This window comes from Microbacterium gilvum, assembly GCF_039543865.1.
Lineage (GTDB): Bacteria > Actinomycetota > Actinomycetes > Actinomycetales > Microbacteriaceae > Microbacterium > Microbacterium gilvum.
Window position 1 is genome coordinate 251,470 of sequence record NZ_BAABKO010000003.1, and the last position, 18,211, is coordinate 269,680.

Below are 18,211 nucleotides of genomic sequence, written 5' to 3' on the forward strand. Positions count from 1 at the left end.
CCGAGACGGCCCTCGCCGTCGAGACCCGCGCTCCGCGCGTCGGCCTCGGCGACGGGGGCTGGTTTCGATGAAGGGGACCTCGGAAGGTGACCATGCTCTACGTCCTGCGACGCGCCGGGCAGGCGGTGCTCGTGCTCGTGCTCGCCTACACGGCGGCGTACGTGCTGCTCGCCGCCCTCCCGGGAGACGCCGTCCTCGCGCGCTACGGCAATCCCGACCTCGGCCTCACGCCCGAGCAGCTGGAGGCCATCCGCGTCGCCTACGGCGCCGACCAGCCGCTCATCGTGCGGTACCTCGACTCCGCCGCCGCGTTCCTGCGCGGCGACTTCGGCTACTCCGTGCAGAGCGGTGCGGCGGTGTCCGACCTCATCGCCGCGAACCTGCCCGACACGCTCGTGCTCGCCGTCGCGGGTCTCGCCGTGGCCATCTTCCTCGCCGTCGTCATCGCGTTCACCGCGACCTACGGCAAGGGCGCATGGCTGCGCCGCCTGTTCCGCACCATCCCGCCGTTCTTCGTGTCGCTGCCGGTGTTCTGGATCGGCATCATCCTCATCCAGATCTTCTCCTTCCAGCTCCGCCTCGTGCCCACGATCGGCGCGTCAGAGCTGCAGTCGCTCATCCTCCCGGTCGCGACCCTCGCCATCCCCATCGCCGCGCCGCTCGCGCAGGTGCTCATGCGCAGCATCGACGAGGTGCGCGACCAGCCCTTCGTCACCGTCGTGCGCGCGCGGGGGGCGAGCACCGCGTGGCTGCTCTGGCGCAACGTCGCCCGCAACGCCCTCCTGCCGACGCTCACGATGGCCGGCCTCCTCTTCGGCGAGCTTGTCGGCGGCGCCGTCGTCACGGAGGCCGTGTTCGCCCGCAACGGCATCGGGCAGATCACGGCCCAGGCCGTCGCCAACCGCGACACCCCTGTGCTGCTCGCGGTCGTCCTCATCACGACGGTCACGTTCGTCGTCATCAACCTCGTCGTCGACCTGCTCTACCCGGTGCTCGACGCGCGCCTGCGCCGGGCGCAGGCCCCGGCCCGGAAGGGAGCCGTCCGATGAGCGCGCTCGCCGCCTCGCGCCCCCGCACCGGATGGTGGCGCCCCCTCGTGCGACCCGGCGTCCTCGTCCCCGGTCTCGTCCTCGTCGTCGCCGTCCTCGCGGCCGTCGCGCCCACCCTCTTCACCGGCGCGAGCCCGACCGAGACGGTCGCCCCGTCGCTGCAGGCGCCCAGCGCCGCGCACTGGTTCGGCACGGATGCCACGGGGCGCGACGTGTACGCTCGCGTCGTCTTCGGGGCGTCCCAGTCGATCACGGGCGCCCTCGTGGCCGTGCTCGTGGGGCTCGTCGTCGGAACCGCCATCGGCGTCGCGGCGGGCGCCGTGGGCGGCTGGCTCGACGAGGTGCTCATGCGCGTCGTCGACGTGCTGCTGGCCATCCCCGCCCTCCTCCTCTCGCTCAGCGTCGTCATCCTGCTCGGGTTCGGCACGACCAACGCGGCCATCGCCGTGGGCGTGACGTCGATCGCGACGTTCGCGCGACTCGCCCGCTCCCAGGTCGTCGGCGTTCGCGTGAGCGAGTTCGTCGAGGCCGCGTACGGCTCCGGCGGCACCTTCTTCGGCGTGCTGTGGCGGCACATCCTGCCGAACTCGCTCACGCCCGTCATCGCGCTCGCGGCCCTGCAGCTCGGCTCGGCCATCCTGCAGATCTCGACCCTCGGCTTCCTCGGGTACGGCGCCCCGCCGCCCACACCCGAGTGGGGGCTCCTCATCGCGGAGGGGCGCAACTACGTCGCCACGGCCTGGTGGCTGACCGTCCTGCCCGGTGCCGTCGTCGTGGTCGTCGTGCTCGCGACGAACCGGCTCAGCCAGGCCATCCGGGGAGGGGAGTCCGCATGACCGGCGAACCGCTGCTGTCCATCCGCGACCTCGCCGTGCAGTACCGCACGGCGCACGGACCCGTCGACGCCGTGCGAGGCGTCTCGTTCGACGTGGCGGCGGGCGAGGTGACGGCGCTCGTCGGCGAGTCGGGCTCCGGCAAGTCGACCGTCGCCCAGTCGGTCATCGGCCTGCTGGCCTCCAACGGCCGCGTCGCAGGCGGGAGCATCAGCCTGAACGAGCGGCGCGAGGGCGTCACAGAGCTCGTCGGCCTCTCCGAGCGCCGCTGGCGGTCGCTGCGCGGCCGCTGCATCGCGCTCATCCCGCAGGACCCCGGCAACTCGCTGAACCCCGTCACGACGATCGGGTCGAGCGTCGGCGAGGCTCTGCGCATCCACGGATGGCGCGACCAGAGGAAGGTCCGCTCCCGCGTGCTCGAGCTGCTCGAGCGCGTCGACATCGACGACCCGGAGACGCGCGCGCGGCAGTATCCGCACGAGCTCTCGGGCGGCATGCGCCAGCGCGTGCTCATCGCCGCCGCGCTCGCCCTCGAACCCGAGCTCATCATCGCCGACGAGCCCACGAGCGCCCTCGACGTCACGGTGCAGCGCACCGTGCTCGACCTCCTCGACCGCCTGCGCACGGAGACGGGGACGGGCATCCTCTTCATCACGCACGACCTCGCCGTCGCAGCCGACCGCTCGGACTCGATCGTCGTCATGCGCGGGGGAGAGGTGCAGGAGGCCGGCCCGTCGGCCACCGTGCTCGCCGCGCCCGACGCGGAGTACACGCGCACCCTCCTCGCCGACGCCCCGTCGCTCGCGCAGGTCGTCGAACGCGTGCCGCCGGTCGTCGCGGACGGCGAGCGCCCCCTCGTCGAGGTGACGGCGCTGCGCCAGGAGTTCGCGCGCGGCGGCGGACGGGCTCCGCTCGTCGCCGTCGACGACGTCTCGTTCACGGTGCCGCGCGGCACGACGCACGCGCTCGTGGGAGAGTCGGGATCGGGCAAGACGACCACCGGACGCAGCATCGCGGGCCTCAACCGCCCGACGTCCGGTGCCATCCGCGTGGGCGACGTCGACGTCACGGCACTCCGATCCGCCCGCGCGTTCCGGCGCACGACGCAGCTCGTCTACCAGAACCCGTACGGCTCGCTCGATCCGCGGCAGACGATCGGGCAGGTGCTCGCCGAGCCGCTCGCGAACTTCGGCATCGGCACGTCGGCGGAGCGAGCCGAGCGCGTCGCGCACCACCTCGAACTCGTCTCGCTCGCGCCGGAGCTCGCGAACCGCCGCCCGCGCGAGCTGTCGGGCGGCCAGCGCCAGCGCGTCGCGATCGCCCGTGCGCTCATCCTCGAGCCGGAGCTCGTCGTCCTCGACGAGGCGGTCTCGGCCCTCGACGTCACCGTGCAGGCGCAGATCCTCCGCCTGCTCGCGCGACTGCAGGAGGAGCTCGGGCTGACCTACGTGTTCATCTCGCACGACCTCGCCGTCGTCCGGCAGATCGCCGACACCGTCTCGGTGCTCCGGCGCGGGCGCCAGGTCGAGCTCGGCTCCGCGGGGCAGGTGTTCGACGCCCCGCAGCACGACTACACGCGACAGCTGCTCGCGGCCATCCCCGGCGCGGCTTTCCGAGGCGGCGCATGACCCGGCTCGGCTTCTTCACGCGCCTGCTCGAGGAGGCTCCCGCCGCCGACCGCTACCGGTTCGCGCTCGAGCAGATCGCGCACGCCGAGGCATCCGGCTTCGCATCGGCGTGGGTCGCGCAGCATCACTTCGGCGAGCACGAGGGAGGCCTCCCGTCGCCGTTCGTGCTCCTGGCCGCCGCGGCCGAGCGGACCGAGCGCATCGGTCTCGGCACCGCCGTGCTTACGCTGCCGATCGACGACCCCCTGCGCGCCGCCGAGGATGCGGCCGTGCTCGATCAGCTGAGCGGCGGACGCGTGCAGCTCGGGGTCGCATCGGGCGGGACGCCCTCGTCGTTCGCGGCGTTCGGGCAGGATCCGTCGCGTCGGCGCGAGATCTTCGACGACCACTTCGGCGTGTTCGTCGACGCGCTCTCGGGCCGCGGCGTGCGCGGCACGCCGTCGCGGATCTATCCGCCGGCGGGCGATCTCGCCGACCGCATCTGGCAGGCGACGTTCTCCGTCGACGGCGGTCGCCGCGCCGGGCTCCGCGGCGACGGCCTGCTGCTCTCGCGCACGCAGCCGCGCACCGAGGCCGACCCCGACGCTCCGCTCCACGCCATCCAGCTGCCCATCATCGAGGCGTACCGCGCCGCGCTTCCCGACGGCGCCGCCCCGCGCATCCTCGCCTCCCGCACGGCGCTCGTCGTCGACCCGGAGCACCGCACCCGCGCGCTGGAGCTCGCGGAGGACGGGCTGCGCCGGCTGGCGCAGACGATGTTCGGGCGGGACGTGTCGGGACTCGGGATCGAGGACGTCGCGCGCCTCACCGACACGCACGTCGGCACCGTCGACGAGGTGGTCGCGTCGCTGTCGGCGGATGCGGCCATCCCCGCCGCGACCGACGTCTCGTTCCAGGTCCACTCGATCGCCGCGACGCACGAGCTGACGCTGCGGTCGCTCGAGCTGCTCTCCGCCGAGGTCGCACCGCGCCTCGGATACGAGACGGGGCACGCCGCCGCCGCGTCGCTGCGCTCCGCCCACGTCGCCCCCTCCGCCCACGCCGTTCTCGCGGAAGCCCCCGCAGAAGGAGTCTCATGAGTTCCGACAACGCCGACATCATCGACCTGCTCGCGGGCATCGCCCCCGGCAGCCGCCTCGCGGCCATCCGCGGCAACCGGGCGCAGGCGCGGGAGAACGCGCAGCGCAGCTTCGAGGCGCTGCTCGAGCCCGCGGACCCGGGGACGTTCCCGCTCTCGGAGCGATATGCGGTCGCGGCCTTCGTCGCGCGCCTGCACGGCTTCGACGCCGCGACGGACTTCTACGCCGACCTGCTCGGCGACGAGGCGCCTGGCCTCGTCGCCCTCGTCGACGAGGCGGCGCTCTCGGGCAGGACGCAGGGTCCCTACGGCGCCTACCGGGAGCCGGGCCTCGCGACGGAGAGCACCCCCGGACTCGTGTGGACGGCCGACGCCGCGGCCCTCGGCGAGCGCCTCGCCGCCGCCCTCACCCACGCGCACCTGCTCGTGTTCCGCCCGCGCGAGTCGCGACCCGAGGCGCTGCAGGCGCTCGTCGACGCCGGCTGGAGCGCCGACGACATCGTGTCGCTGTCGCAGCTCGTCGCGTTCCTGTCGTTCCAGCTGCGCACCGCGTGGGGGCTGCGCGCGCTGGCCTCCGCCGCCCCGACCTCCTCGACCGAAGGGAGCCGCGCATGAGCGAGCTCGTCACCGCGTACCCCGACCTCGACCGTCCGGACGCGTTCACCCAGCAGGGCCTCGGCTGGGTGCCGTGGCTGCTCCCGGTGGCGGAGGACGACCTCACCGAGCCCCAGCGCGCCGCGCTTATCGAGCCCGCTCGCGCGAAGATGCCCTACTTCCGGCTGCTCGCGCGCGACCCCGAGGCGCTCCGCGCGCGCACGCTCACCGACCTCGACATCTTCTTCAACGTCACGGACGGCGTCGGCCGCGCCGAGCGCGAGCTGGCGGCGGCCGCGACCTCCCGGTACAACGGCTGCGTCTTCTGCGCCCATGTGCACGCCGCGGCGGCGACGCGCGAGTCGGGCCGCGAGGCGGATGTGCAGCGCCTCCTCGACGAGGGGGTCGGCGCCGACCTCGGCGATGCGGCCTGGAACGCGATCGCCGCGTCCTCGGTGGCCCTCGCCGAGACGCCGCTCGCCTTCGGCGAGGCCGACGTGCAGCGCCTGCGCGATGCGGGGCTCGAAGACGAGGAGATCGTCGACGTCGTGAACGGCGCCGCGTTCTTCAACTGGGCCAACCGCCTCATGCTGTCCCTCGGGGAGCCCGAGGTGCCCGCCCGCCGCCGGAAGGAATCCGCATGACCATCCCCGCGCACCTCGATCACATCGTCATCGCCGGGCCGGACCTCGACGCCGTCGTGCGCTGGTTCGCCGAGCTCACGGGCGTCGTGGCGGCGCCCGGGGGCGCGCATCCCACCGGCACCGCCAACGCCCTCGTCGCCCTCACGGTCGACGGCGAGCGCGGTCCGCAGTACGTGGAGCTCATCGGGCCCGACCCCGCGCGCACGGCGCCCGAGGTGCCGACGACCTTCGGAATCGACGGGCTCACGGCGCCGAGCATCCAGGCATACGCCGTCCATCCCGACGACATCGACCAGGCCGTCGCCTCGGCTCGCGAGCGCGGCTACGATCCCGGCGACGTGCACGATCTCTCGCGCCGCAAGCCCGACGGCACGCTGCTGGAGTGGCGGCTGACGCGCGGAGAGGGCCGTCGCCTCGACGTGCCGTTCCTCATCGACTGGGGCGGCACGGAGCAGCCGGGGCTGAGCGGGATTCCCGCCATCGAACTGCTCTCGTTCGAGCGGGTCGAGCCCGACCCGGCGCCGCTGCGCGCTGTGCTGACGGCGCTGGGTCACGGCGCCGACGTCGTCGAGGGCGCGCCCGCCGGCTTCCGCCTCACGCTGCGGCGGGCCGACGGCGAGGTCGTCGTCCTGTAGCGATCGCCGCGCGGCGGGAGGGAGAACCATGGCCGATCACATCGACGCGTACCTCGCGTGGCAGGAAGCGGCGGGGCGGACGCCTGCGACCGTCGACGAGTCGTCGCCGTTCGAGGGCGCAGGAGACGCCGACCGTGCCGCCGTCGGCGCGGCGGTCGACGACCTGCGACCCGAACTGGAGGCGCTCGCCGTCGCGCTCCACGACGATCCGGAGACGGGCTTCGACGAGCACCGATCGGTGCGCCGCATCGCGGACCTGCTCGCCGCGCACGGCGTGGAGGCCGAGGTCGGGGCCTTCGGGCTCGACACGGCCCTGCGCGCCACGGTGGGGGAGGGCGACGGCCCCCACTTCGCCGTCATCGCCGAGTACGACGCCCTCCCCGGCATCGGCCAGGCCTGCGGCCACAACATCATCGCCGGCATCGGCGTGGGGGCCTTCCTCGCGGCCGCCCCGCTCGTCGCCCGGCGGGGCGGCCGGCTCTCGCTCATCGGCACGCCCGCGGAGGAGAACGGCGGCGGCAAGGAGCACATCATCCGCGCGGGCGGGTTCGACGACGTCGACGCGGCGGGGATGGTCCATCCGGCCGGCGGCGACGAGGTCTCGTCGATCGTCGGCCAGCGCACGACGGGCGTGCGCCGCGTCGCGGTGACGTACCGCGGGCGTGCCGCGCATGCGGCAGGGGCGCCGTGGCTGGGCCTCAATGCCCTCGACGCCGTGGTGACGGCGTACCAGGGCGTGGCGCAGCTGCGGCAGCACATCCTGCCGATCGACCGCGTGCACGGCATCATCACCGACGGCGGCGCCGCGCCGAACATCGTCCCCGAGCGCGCGTCGGCGCTGTTCTACGTGCGCTCGGGCGAGGTCGACACGCTCCGCGCGCTCACCGACCGCGTGGTCGCGGTGCTCGAGGGCGCCGCCGTCTCGACGGGCGCGACCGCCGAGATCGAGGTCGACCCCGTGCCCCCGTACCTCCCGCTCGAGGCGAACGTGGCGCTCACGAAGCGCTGGGCCGCGACCATCCGCTCGCGCGGTCGCGCCGTGCCGGCGCCGCCCCTCGTGCCGGCCCAGGGCGGACCGTCGACCGACATGGGCAACGTCTCGCGGTACGTGCCGTCGATCCACCCGTCCATCGGCCTCGGCGCCCCCGCCGGCGTGCAGCCCCACAACGCGGCGTTCGCCGACGCGACCGTGCGGCCTGCGGCGTTCGCCGCGATGGCCGACGCGGCGGCGGCGCTCGGGGCGGCGGCGATCGACTACCTCGCCGACGCGCGCCTTCGCGACGCGGTCTCGGAGGAGTTCGCCGCCCTCGGCGGCCGGTTCCGCTGGGAGGGGTGAGCACCCTCTTCCCCTCGGCGGCACTTTGTACCAAGATGTAACTAAGTACATCGAGGCGAAGGAGCCGCATGACCGTCATCCCTCTCACCGACGACTGGACCGTCACGGCGATCACCGGGCCCGCCCCCGAGGGGGTGAGGGGGCGGGGCATCCCCGCGGTCGTCCCCGGCACGGTGCACCTGGACCTGTTGCGCGCCGGCCTCATCGACGAACCCTTCGACGGCGCGAACGAGGACGCGCAGCAGTGGATCGGCGACGTCGACTGGCGCTTCGAGACGACGTTCCGCTGGACGCCGGACGGCTCCGAGCGTCAGCAGCTCGTGGCCGAGGGGCTCGACACGCTCGCGACCGTCGTGCTCAACGGCGTCGAGATCGGCCGGACCGAGAACCAGCACCGCTCGTACCGCTTCGACATCGGCGCCGCGCTCGTCGACGGCGAGAACGCGCTGCGCATCGACATCGCGGCGCCCGTTCCGGCGGCGCACGCGCGCTCGGAGGAGCACGGCGCGCGCCCGCATGTCAACCACCATCCGTACAACGCGCTGCGCAAGATGGCGTCGAGCTTCGGGTGGGACTGGGGCATCGACGTCGCGGGCGCCGGCATCTGGAAGCCCATCCGCGTCGAGTCGTGGTCGACCGCGCGCATCGCCTCGGTGCGCCCCCTGGTCGACGTCGACGGGACTACGGGCGTGCTCGACGCGCACGTCGAGATCGAGCGCGGGGATGGCGTGGAGGCCGCCGCGCTGCGTGTCGAGGTCGAGATCGCGGGGACGACGGCCGACGTCGAGGTGCCCGCCGGCAGGTCGGCCGCGCGCGTGCGGGTCGACGTCGCCGACGCGGAGCTCTGGTGGCCGCGCGGTCACGGCGCGCAGCCGCTCTACGACGTCGCCGTCCGCCTGCCGGGCCTCGACGAATGGCACGGCCGCGTCGGCTTCCGCACGGTGCACGTCGACGTCGCCCCCGACGAGCAGGGCAGTCCGTTCGCCGTCCATGTGAACGGCCGTCTCATCCAGATCCGCGGCGCGAACTGGATCCCCGACCACGCCTTCACGACGGAGGTCGGCCGCGACCGCTACGCACGGCGCATCGCAGACGCCACCGAGGCGAACATGAACCTGCTGCGGGTGTGGGGCGGCGGCATCTACGAGTCGGACGACTTCTACGACCTGTGCGACGAGCAGGGGGTGCTCGTCTGGCAGGACTTCCTGCTGGCCTGCGCCGCCTACGCCGAGGAGGAGTGGCTCGCGCGCGAGATCGAGGCGGAGGCGCGGGAGGCCATCACCCGGCTGTCGCCGCATCCGTCGCTCGTCATCTGGAACGGCAACAACGAGAACATCGTCGGCTATGCCGACTGGGGATGGCGCCACCGCCTCGAGGGCCGCACGTGGGGCGAGGGTTACTACTTCCGCCTCTTCCCGAGGCTCGTGGCCGAGCTCGACGGCACGAGGTTCTACTCGCCGGGGAGCCCGTACTCGTTCTCGCGGTTCCTCAGCCCCAACCTCGACACGTACGGCACCGTCCACATCTGGGACGTCTGGAACACGAAGGACTACGCCGCCTACCGCGAGTGGACGCCGCGCTTCGTCGCGGAGTTCGGCTTCCAGGGGCCGCCCGCGTGGACGACGCTCACCGAGGCGGTGCACGACGCGCCCCTCGAGCCGCACGGCCACGAGATGCTCGTGCACCAGAAGGCGCACGAGGGCAATGTCAAGCTCGAGCGCGGCTACGGCCCGCACCTGCCGGCCCCCGCGACGATCGACGACTGGCACTGGGCGACGCAGCTGAACCAGGCGGCGGCCGTGCGCTTCGGGATCGCCCACTTCCGCTCGCTCGCGCCGTACAACACCGGCACGATCGTGTGGCAGCTCAACGACGACTGGCCCGTCATCTCCTGGGCCGCCGTCGACTTCGCGGAGCGGAGGAAGCCCCTCTGGTACGCCCTCAAGGCGGTCTACGAGCCGCGGCTCGTGACGGTCCAGCCGCGCGACGGCGCCCTCGCGGCCGTGCTTCTCGATGACGCGGATGAGCCGTGGTCGGGCGATCTCGTCGTGCGCCGGCTGTCGCTGGCGGGCGAGGTGCGCGCCCGGGTGCGGCTCGCGGCGGAGGTCGCAGCGCGCGGCGCGACGACCGTCCCGCTGCCCGAGGAGGTCGCCTCCGGCGGTGCCGGCGAGGTGCTCGTCGTCGAGGCGCCCGGCTTCGCGCGCGCCGTGCACGACTTCGCCGAGGTCGTCGACCAGCCGCTCGACGCGCGCCCGCTCGAGGTCGAGGCCGAGCGGGCGGATGGCACGGTGCGCGTCCGCGTGCGGGCGCGCGCCTATGCGCGCGACGTCTTCCTGCTCGCCGACCGCGGTCATCCCGCTGCCGTCGTCGACTCGGGCCTCGTGACGCTGCTGCCGGGCGAGGAGCACGTCTTCACGGTCTCGGGGGTGCCCGACGACGTCGCCCCCGACGTGTTCGCGGATGCGCTCGTGCTCCGGCACGCAGGAGACCTGCGGAGCTGAGCCGCGCACCGCAGGGGTCCCGCCGCAGCGCCCCGGCCGTCCCCGGCCGGGGCGCTGCGCGCGCCGTCGTGGCAGCGCTCCCACGAGTTTGTTCCGCGGATACGGAAACTGCTTGACCGAGTTCGTTTCAGTGCGTAACAATGGCAGCAGCCCCCTCCGGGTTCGTCAACGCCGACGGTCTTCCCCCGGCGTGAGGAAAGGACAACGATGTTTCTTCGCACAGCACGCGGACGACGCGCCTCCGTCGCCATCTCCGCAGGCGTCGCCGCCATCGGCCTCGCCCTCACCGCCTGCGCCCCCGCAGGCGGCGGCACGAGCGCCTCGACGGGCTCGAGCGACGCGACCACGCTCGTCGCCTACACGGGCCAGTCGGGCGACTACCAGATCAACTTCAACCCCTACTCGCCCACGAAGATCGGCGGGCTCGGCACGATCTACGAATCGCTCTTCTTCGTGACCAACGTCAACACCGACCCGTACGTGCCCCTGCTCGCCACGGAGTACGCGTGGAACGACGACGGCACGCAGCTCGACATCACCCTCCGCGAGGGCGTCACGTGGTCGGACGGGGAGGCGTTCGACGCCGACGACGTCGTCTTCACGTTCCAGATGATCCTCGACAACCCGGCCCTCAACACGGGCGGCTTCGCGGGGACGCCCGCCAAGGTCGACGCCACGCACGTCACGATCACCTTCGACGAGCCCGCGTTCGTGACCGGCCCCGAGCTCCTCGGCAAGACCTTCATCGTGCCCGAGCACATCTGGAACGGCATCGACCCCACCGCCGAGGTCATGGCGGAGCCCGTCGGCACCGGCCCGTACCTGCTCGCCGACTTCAAGCCGCAGGCGTTCACCCTCACGGCGAACGAGGACTACTGGGACGGCGCCCCCGCCGTCGAGAACGTGCGGTACCTCTCGCTCTCGGGCAATACCGCGGGCGCCGACGCGCTCGCCGCCGGGACGATCGACTGGCAGACCGGCCCCGTGCCCGACATCCAGAACGTGTCGGAGAACTACCCCGGCTACGACGCCATCACGATCGGCCAGAACCAGATGGCGCTCCTCACGTGCTCGAACGCCGATCTCGGGTGCGAGGGGCCGCAGACCGACCCCGCCGTGCGCCAGGCGATCTACTACGCGCTCGACCGCGAGCAGGTGAACTCCCTCGCGTTCCAGAACACGGCGAGCGACATGTCGCCGACGTTCGCGCTGCTGCCCGCGCAGGAGCAGTTCATCTCGGACGACATCGACGAGACCACGGTGCCGGAGACGGCCGATGCGGCGAAGGTCGACGAGATCCTCACGGGCGCCGGCTACGAGAAGGGCGCCGACGGCATCTACGCCAAGGACGGCGTCGCGCTGAACCTCACGATCGAGGTCGTCACCGGCTGGACCGACTACATCACGGCGATCGACACCATGTCGCAGCAGCTGAAGGCCGTCGGGATCGGCGTGACGGCGTCGCAGTCGTCGTGGAACGAGTGGACGGACAAGAAGAGCAAGGGCACCTACCAGCTCGCGATCGACTCGCTCGGCCAGGGCGCGGCATCCGACCCGTACTACCTGTACAACAACTTCTTCTCCTCCGCGAACACCGCTCCCGTGGGGGAGGCCGCCCCCGTCAACGTCTCGCGGTTCAGCGACCCCGCCGTCGACGAGGCGCTCGCCGTGCTGAAGGCGACGAACCCCGAGGACACCGCCACGCGGCAGGAGCAGTTCGACATCATCCAGGCGGCGATCGTCGAGGACATGCCGTACATCCCGATCCTCACGGGAGGGACGACGAGCGAGTTCAACGCCGAGAAGTTCACCGGATGGCCGACGGAGGACGACCTGTACGCCTTCCCGGCGATCTGGGCATCGCCCGACAACGCCCAGGTGTTCAAGGCGCTCGAGCCGACGGGCGAGTGAGCGTGGCCGAGGAGGAGCGCGTGAAGGGATCGACAGCGTGAACTACTACCTGCGGAAGCTGGGCTTCTACCTCGTCGCCCTGTGGGCGGCGCTGACGCTCAACTTCCTGATCCCCCGGCTGCTGCCGGGCAACCCGGTCGACATCCTGCTCGCCAAGCTCCAGCAGCGCGGCGGCACGGTGAACGCCGAGACCCGGGCGGCCTACGAGCTCCTCCTCGGCGGCAACACGTCCGATCCGCTCATCGTGCAGTACGGCAGCTACCTGCTCAACGTGCTGCGCGGCGACCTGGGCGTGTCGGTCACGTACTTCCCGGCACCGGTGACGGAGGTGATCGGCACGTCCCTGCCCTGGACGATCGCCCTCATCGGGATCGCCACCGTGCTGTCCTTCCTCATCGGCGTCGGGCTCGGCGCCGTCGTCGGATGGAAGCCGGGCACGTGGCTCGACTCGCTCGTGCCGGCGACGACGCTGCTCGCCGCCGTCCCGTACTTCTGGCTCGCGCTCATCCTCGTCTACCTGTTCGCGACCATCCTGGGTCTGTTCCCCTCGCAGGGCGGGTACGACGTCGTCCTGAACCCGGGCTGGAACGCCGAGTTCATCGGCTCCGCCCTCTACTACGGATTCCTGCCGGCGCTCACGATCGTCATCGCCTCGCTCGGCGGGTGGCTGCTCGGCATGCGCAACATGATGGTGTCGACGCTGTCGGAGGACTACATCCTGACGGCGCACGCCAAGGGGCTCTCCGACGGCCGCATCCTGCGCGGCTACGCGGCGCGCAACGCCGTTCTGCCGTCCATCGCGGGCTTCGCGATCTCGCTCGGCTTCGTCGTGTCCGGCTCGGTCGTCACCGAGCAGGTGTTCTCGTACCCCGGCATCGGATCGAAGCTGCTGTCGGCCGTGACGAACAACGACTACGCGCTCATGCAGGGGCTGTTCCTCTTCATCACCCTCGCCGTGCTGGGGGCCAACCTCGTCGTCGACCTGTTCTACGGCCTCATCGACCCCCGCACGCGGGCACGGAGCTGATCGCCATGACCAACATCGCCCCCACCACGGAGCCGTCGGTCGCCGACGCCACCGAGACCATCGTGACGCGCACGGCGCGCGAGCAGCGCGCCGCCCGCGCGCAGCGCTCGCGCTCGGCGATCCGGCAGATGCTGCCCACCATGACGCCGTGGCTCGCGCTCGGACTCGCGCTCATCGGCGGCATCACCCTGTTCGGCCTGCTCGGGCCGCTCTTCGTGAGCGATCCCGCGGCCATCCGCAGCATCGGGCTCACGCCGCCGAGCGCCGAGTTCCTCCTCGGCACGACGCAGACGGGCCAGGACGTCTTCGCCCAGCTCGCCTTCGCGACGCGCGGGTCCCTCGAGATCGGCCTCATCGTCGGCGTGCTCGCGACCGTGCTGTCGGCCTTCTTCGGCATCCTCGGCGCCTACATCGGCGGGTTCGCGGACGAGGCGTTCTCGCTGTTCTCGAACGTCTTCCTCGTCATCCCCGGCCTCCCGCTCGTCATCGTGATCTCGGGGTTCGTGCCCGCCGAGGCGCGCGGGCTCTGGACCATCGCGGTCGTCCTCGCGATCACGAGCTGGGCAGGGTCGGCGCGCGTGCTGCGCGCGCAGACGCTGTCCATCCGCAGCCGCGACTACGTCTCGGCGTCGAAGGTCGCTGGCGAGCGCGCGTGGCGCGTCATCGCCGTCGAGATCCTCCCGAACCTCCTGCCCGTCCTCGCCTCGCAGTTCGTCTTCGCCGTCATCGCCGCGATCCTCGGGGAGGCGGGGCTGTCGTTCCTCGGCCTCGGGGCGTCGAACTCGTCGACGCTCGGCACGATGCTCTTCTACGCGCAGAACGGCTTCGCGCTGTCGCTCGGCGCGTGGTGGTGGTTCGTGCCGCCCGGGCTCATCATCGCGCTGTTCGGGATGGGCCTCTCGCTCGTGAACTTCTCGATCGACGAGATCATCAACCCCAAGCTCAAGAACGTGCGCTTGCACGCGCGCCGCGAGCGCCGTGCGCGCCGCGAGGCGCGCAGGAAGGAGCGCGCCGCATGAGCGCGACGAAACGCCCCGTGCTCACCGTCGACGACCTCTCGGTCGTCTACGAGGTCGAGCAGCCCGTCACGGCCGTGAAGGGGGCGACGTTCACGCTCGGCGCGGGCGAGATCCTCGGCCTCGCCGGCGAGTCGGGGTGCGGCAAGACGACCCTCGCCTACGCCGTGAACCGCCTGCACAAGCCGCCGGCGCGCATCGCGAGCGGGCGCATCGTCTTCCACGACCGCGACGGCGACGACGTCGACCTGCTCTCGCTCGGCGACGAGCGCCTGCGCGCGTTCCGCTGGTCGAAGCTCTCGATGGTGTTCCAGGGTGCCATGAACGCCCTGAACCCCGTGCTGACCGTGCGCGCGCAGCTGGAGGACGTGCTGCAGGCTCACCGGCCGAAGATGGCGAAGGCCGAGCGGCGCGAGCGCGCCGCCGACGTGCTGCGCCGCGTCGGCGTCGACCCGTCGCGGCTCGCGTCGTACCCGCACGAGCTGTCGGGCGGCATGCGCCAGCGCGTCATGATCGCGATGGCGATGATCCTCGAGCCGCAGGTCATGATCATGGACGAGCCCACGACGGCGCTCGACGTCGTCGTGCAGCGCGACATCCTGCGCGAGATCGTGCGCCTGCGCGACGAGCTCGGCTTCGCCGTGATCTTCATCACGCACGACCTGCCGCTGCTGCTCGAGATCAGCGACCGCATCGCCGTCATGCTGCGCGGCGAGATCGTCGAGCTGCGCGAGGCCGACGACATGTACCGCGACCCGCACCATGAGTACACGCGCAAGCTGCTCGGCTCGTTCCCGAGCCTCAGCGGCTCGCGCGGCGCGTTCATCCGATCCGGCATCGACCACGCGGAGGTGCGGGCATGACCGGCGTCCGCGTGAAGGATCTCGTCAAGGAGTTCAGCGTGCGCGACGGCCTGCGCCGCAGCCGCTTCCGTGCCGTGGGCGGGGTGTCGTTCGACCTCGTGCCGGGCCGCACCGTCGCGCTCGTCGGCGAGTCGGGGTCGGGCAAGTCGACGATCGCGCGCATCCTCTCGAAGCTCGAGACGCCGACATCGGGCGTCATCGAGGTGACGCACGACGACGGGCGCCCCGTACCGCCGGCGGAGTACCGCCGCCACGTGCAGATGGTCTTCCAGGATCCGTTCGCGTCGCTCAACCCGTTCCACTCGATCGAGCACCACATCGCCCGTCCGCTGCGCATCCACAAGCGCACGCGCGGCGCCGACGAGACGCACGAGCGCGTCGTCGAGATGCTCGAGCGCGTGAACCTCGACGCGTCGTTCGCGTCGCGCCGGCCGCACGAGCTGTCGGGCGGGCAGCGGCAGCGCGTCGCGATCGCGCGAGCGCTCGCGCCGGGTGCGCAGGTCGTGCTCGCCGACGAGCCGGTGTCGATGCTCGACGTCTCCATCCGGCTCGGCGTGCTGAACCTGCTGGGCAGGCTGCAGCGCGAGGACGACCTCGCCGTGCTCTACATCACGCACGACCTCGCCACGGCGCGCCACTTCTCCGACGAGATCCTCGTGCTCTACAAGGGGCGCGTCGTCGAGCGGGGGCCGTCCGACGCCGTCATCCTCGATCCGCATCACGACTACACGCGACTGCTCGCGATGGCGGCGCCCGATCCGGAGCGCATCGGCAAGGTCGTGAGCGGCGAGGCGCCGCCCGACCGCGCCACGCTCGACAACACGGTGTGCTTCAACCACTTCACGGGAGAGTGGGAGAGCGCGAAGGCCGCCGCGGCGGCCTGAGGATGCGGGGGCGCCCGGATGCCCGGGCGCCCCGGCGTCATCCCGCCCGCAGCTCGAGCACGCGCGCCGACGGCTCGTCGGCCGGCGCCGTGATCTCGAGCTCGCCGGCGTCCGCGTCCCACGACCACGACCATCCGCCGGCGGTCGCGGGGAAGAACGGCCGGACCTCGAGCGCGCGGCCCCGCGCCCACGCGAGCGACAGGCGCGCGGAGTCCGCGCCATCCCTCCGCCACACCGAGACGTAGGCGTGGCCGCCCATCTGCAGGCCGAGGGAGGTCCACTCGTCCTCCCAGGCGGGGAGCCCGAGCGGCCAGATCGGCAGACGGCCGCGGACGTCGCGGAGCACGGCGCGGTGGGCGTCGAGCGCCTCGCGGACGGCGTCCACCTCGTGCGGCGCCATCCGGTTGAGGTAGCCCGAGAGGTACAGGCGGCCGAGAATGCCGTTCACGAGGCAGAACGTGCGCAGCTCGTCGCTCATGCCCGTCTGCGGGTACGCCCAGTTTCCGGCCTGCTCGGGGAGGATCGACGCCGGAGCGGCGGCCGCGATCGTGGCGTAGCGGATGGGATCCTGCTGGTCGGAGGTCGACTGCAGGTGCAGGCGCGAGAGCATGGCGTAGTCCATGCGCATGGCGCCGGACGCGCAGTTCTCGACGAGGAGGTGCGGATGGCGCTCCTGCACGCCGTCGATCCAGTCGAGGAGGGCCCTGGCGTGCTCGAGCAGGCCGTGCCCCGGCGCGAGGCCGTCGCGGTCGCTTCCCGGACCCGTCATCGTGTTCTCGTCCATCTTGAGGAAGCCCACGCCGTACTCGGAGACGAGGCGGTCGACGACGGCGTCGAGATGGGCGCGGGCGGTGGGATGGCGGAGGTCGAGCAGATGGCGCCCGTGCTCGGCGATCCGCACGCCGCCGCGCGAGAAGAACGCCTCGTCGGGGAGGGTCCGCGCGAGCGGAGACCGCACGCCGACGACCTCCGGCTCGAGCCAGAGCCCCGGCGTCATGCCGCGGGAGCGGATGTACCCCGTCGCCTCGGCGAGGCCGCCGGGGAAGCGCCGCTCCGACGGCTCCCACGCGCCGACGCCGTCCCACCAGTGGCCGTCGGCGTACCATCCGGCGTCGATGCAGAACGCGTCGGCGCCGGCATCCGCCGCCGCGTCGACGAGCGGCCGGAGCTTCTCGGTCGTGGGGTCGCCCATGAGCGTGTTCATGTAGTCGTTGAAGACGATCGGCAGCGCGTCGTCGGCTCCGCGCGGCAGCCGGATGGCGCGGCGCTGCTCCGTGAGCGCCTGCAGCGCCTCTTCGACTCCGCCCGTGGCGACCGCGATCGACGCGGGCACCGTGCGGAACGTCTCCCCGCCGCGCAGGCGGACGCTCCACTGGTGCTCCTGATCGGTCGGCCCGCTCAGCAGCAGGTACGCGCCGCGCCCGTTCTCGCCGAGCTCGGCGAGCCATGGCCCGTTGTGCTCGACCTGCCACGCGAGGGCGTAGCCGCCGTGCACGGCGGCGAGGGCAGCCGTGGGCGCCTTCTCGCCGCTCGACCACGAGCCCCGGTTGCCGAGCACGAGGCGCGTGCGAGGCGGCTGGTGGTGGTGGGCTGCGCGGCGCACGTCGACGAGGCCCGCGGTGCGCAGCGGCTCCACCTGCCAGCGGCTCTCCGCGATCCAGTCGTTGTCGGCGTGCGCGACGACGAGCCCGTCGACCGAGCCGAGGCCCGCGTCGGCGAGGAACGACCCCGTCGCGAACGTCGAGACGGCGTCGAGGACGAGGTCGTCCGCGGCCGTCACCTCCGTCCAGGTGCGGATGGCCGGAGCGTCCGCGGCCTGGAAGACGCTCACGACGCGCAGGCCCCGGCTCGCGTCCTCCTGCACGACGCGCAGCTCGCCGGGCAGCTCCTCGTGCGACACGTAGCGCAGGGCGCGGCCGATGATCGTGTCGACGTGGCGGAAGCTGCCGGGGAACCTGCCGTGGCCGAACGCCGTGAGCTCGACGAGGGGCTGCTCGCCGTGGGCCTCCGGCAGGAGCGGCTCCGGCTCGGCGGCGTCGGCAGGCCGGAGCGATAGCACCGAGACGGGGCCGTCGGCCGGGGCGGACAGGGTGAGGGCGACGCGCGGGGCGTGCCAGATGACGGTCGTCATGGGGTGGGATCCTCGCTGATCGCGGAAAGATATGGTGATCCTCTCAGCGCTCGAGAGCGGGCACAAGAGACTATGTTCAGG

The 18,211-nt window shown here is 72.5% G+C and carries 15 protein-coding genes; 14 read left to right on the top strand and 1 reads right to left on the bottom strand.

Going from position 1 to position 18,211, the window contains the following annotated elements; translation table 11 throughout:
- The first annotated feature begins 92 nt into the window (after positions 1-92).
- The 14 genes from ABD998_RS10365 (at position 93) to ABD998_RS10430 (ending at position 15,999) form a co-directional block, all read left to right on the top strand.
- A complete protein-coding gene (locus tag ABD998_RS10365; protein ID WP_345439113.1) occupies positions 93-1,049 on the top strand; it encodes an ABC transporter permease in 957 nt (318 codons plus the stop codon).
- A complete protein-coding gene (locus tag ABD998_RS10370) occupies positions 1,046-1,885 on the top strand; it encodes an ABC transporter permease (protein WP_345438793.1) in 840 nt (279 codons plus the stop codon). Before ABD998_RS10365 ends, ABD998_RS10370 begins: the two co-directional genes overlap by 4 nt.
- A complete protein-coding gene (locus ABD998_RS10375; RefSeq protein ID WP_345438795.1) occupies positions 1,882-3,510 on the top strand; it encodes an ABC transporter ATP-binding protein in 1,629 nt (542 codons plus the stop codon). Before ABD998_RS10370 ends, ABD998_RS10375 begins: the two co-directional genes overlap by 4 nt.
- Positions 3,507-4,589: a putative FMN-dependent luciferase-like monooxygenase gene (locus tag ABD998_RS10380; protein WP_345438797.1), complete on the top strand. Its 1,083-nt coding sequence runs from the start codon at positions 3,507-3,509 to the stop codon at positions 4,587-4,589. The genes ABD998_RS10375 and ABD998_RS10380 overlap by 4 nt, the downstream gene beginning before the upstream one ends.
- Positions 4,586-5,203, top strand: a complete 618-nt coding sequence (locus ABD998_RS10385) for a CMD domain protein (RefSeq protein WP_345438799.1) — start codon at positions 4,586-4,588, stop codon at positions 5,201-5,203. Before ABD998_RS10380 ends, ABD998_RS10385 begins: the two co-directional genes overlap by 4 nt.
- On the top strand, positions 5,200-5,826 hold the full coding sequence (locus ABD998_RS10390; RefSeq protein ID WP_345438801.1) for an alkylhydroperoxidase domain protein: 627 nt from the start codon (positions 5,200-5,202) through the stop codon (positions 5,824-5,826). The genes ABD998_RS10385 and ABD998_RS10390 overlap by 4 nt, the downstream gene beginning before the upstream one ends.
- Positions 5,823-6,461, top strand: coding sequence for a VOC family protein (locus ABD998_RS10395; RefSeq protein ID WP_345438803.1), 639 nt, complete (start codon positions 5,823-5,825; stop codon positions 6,459-6,461). Before ABD998_RS10390 ends, ABD998_RS10395 begins: the two co-directional genes overlap by 4 nt.
- Before the next feature lie 28 nt (positions 6,462-6,489).
- Entirely contained in the window at positions 6,490-7,797 is a 1,308-nt protein-coding gene (locus ABD998_RS10400) for an amidohydrolase (RefSeq protein WP_345438804.1), read from the top strand.
- A gap of 68 nt (positions 7,798-7,865) precedes the next feature.
- A complete protein-coding gene (locus tag ABD998_RS10405; RefSeq protein WP_345438806.1) occupies positions 7,866-10,298 on the top strand; it encodes a glycoside hydrolase family 2 protein in 2,433 nt (810 codons plus the stop codon).
- Positions 10,299-10,505: 207 nt separating this feature from the next.
- Positions 10,506-12,209 carry an ABC transporter substrate-binding protein gene (locus tag ABD998_RS10410; RefSeq protein ID WP_345438808.1) on the top strand — a complete coding sequence of 568 codons (1,704 nt, stop codon included), beginning with the start codon at positions 10,506-10,508 and terminating at the stop codon, positions 12,207-12,209.
- Between the two features lie 37 nt (positions 12,210-12,246).
- Positions 12,247-13,236: an ABC transporter permease gene (locus ABD998_RS10415; protein WP_345438810.1), complete on the top strand. Its 990-nt coding sequence runs from the start codon at positions 12,247-12,249 to the stop codon at positions 13,234-13,236.
- Between the two features lie 5 nt (positions 13,237-13,241).
- Entirely contained in the window at positions 13,242-14,255 is a 1,014-nt protein-coding gene (locus tag ABD998_RS10420) for an ABC transporter permease (RefSeq protein ID WP_345438812.1), read from the top strand.
- Complete coding sequence (locus tag ABD998_RS10425; RefSeq protein WP_345438814.1) at positions 14,252-15,115, top strand: ABC transporter ATP-binding protein; 864 nt, start codon at positions 14,252-14,254, stop codon at positions 15,113-15,115. The genes ABD998_RS10420 and ABD998_RS10425 overlap by 4 nt, the downstream gene beginning before the upstream one ends.
- Positions 15,112-15,999, top strand: a complete 888-nt coding sequence (locus tag ABD998_RS10430) for an ABC transporter ATP-binding protein (RefSeq protein WP_345438816.1) — start codon at positions 15,112-15,114, stop codon at positions 15,997-15,999. The genes ABD998_RS10425 and ABD998_RS10430 overlap by 4 nt, the downstream gene beginning before the upstream one ends.
- Before the next feature lie 37 nt (positions 16,000-16,036).
- Here ABD998_RS10430 and ABD998_RS10435 read toward each other — a convergent pair whose 3' ends face one another.
- Positions 16,037-18,130 (bottom strand): glycoside hydrolase family 36 protein, encoded by a 2,094-nt coding sequence (locus ABD998_RS10435; protein ID WP_345438818.1) that lies wholly within the window; start codon positions 18,128-18,130, stop codon positions 16,037-16,039.
- Between the last annotated feature and the right edge of the window lie 81 nt (positions 18,131-18,211).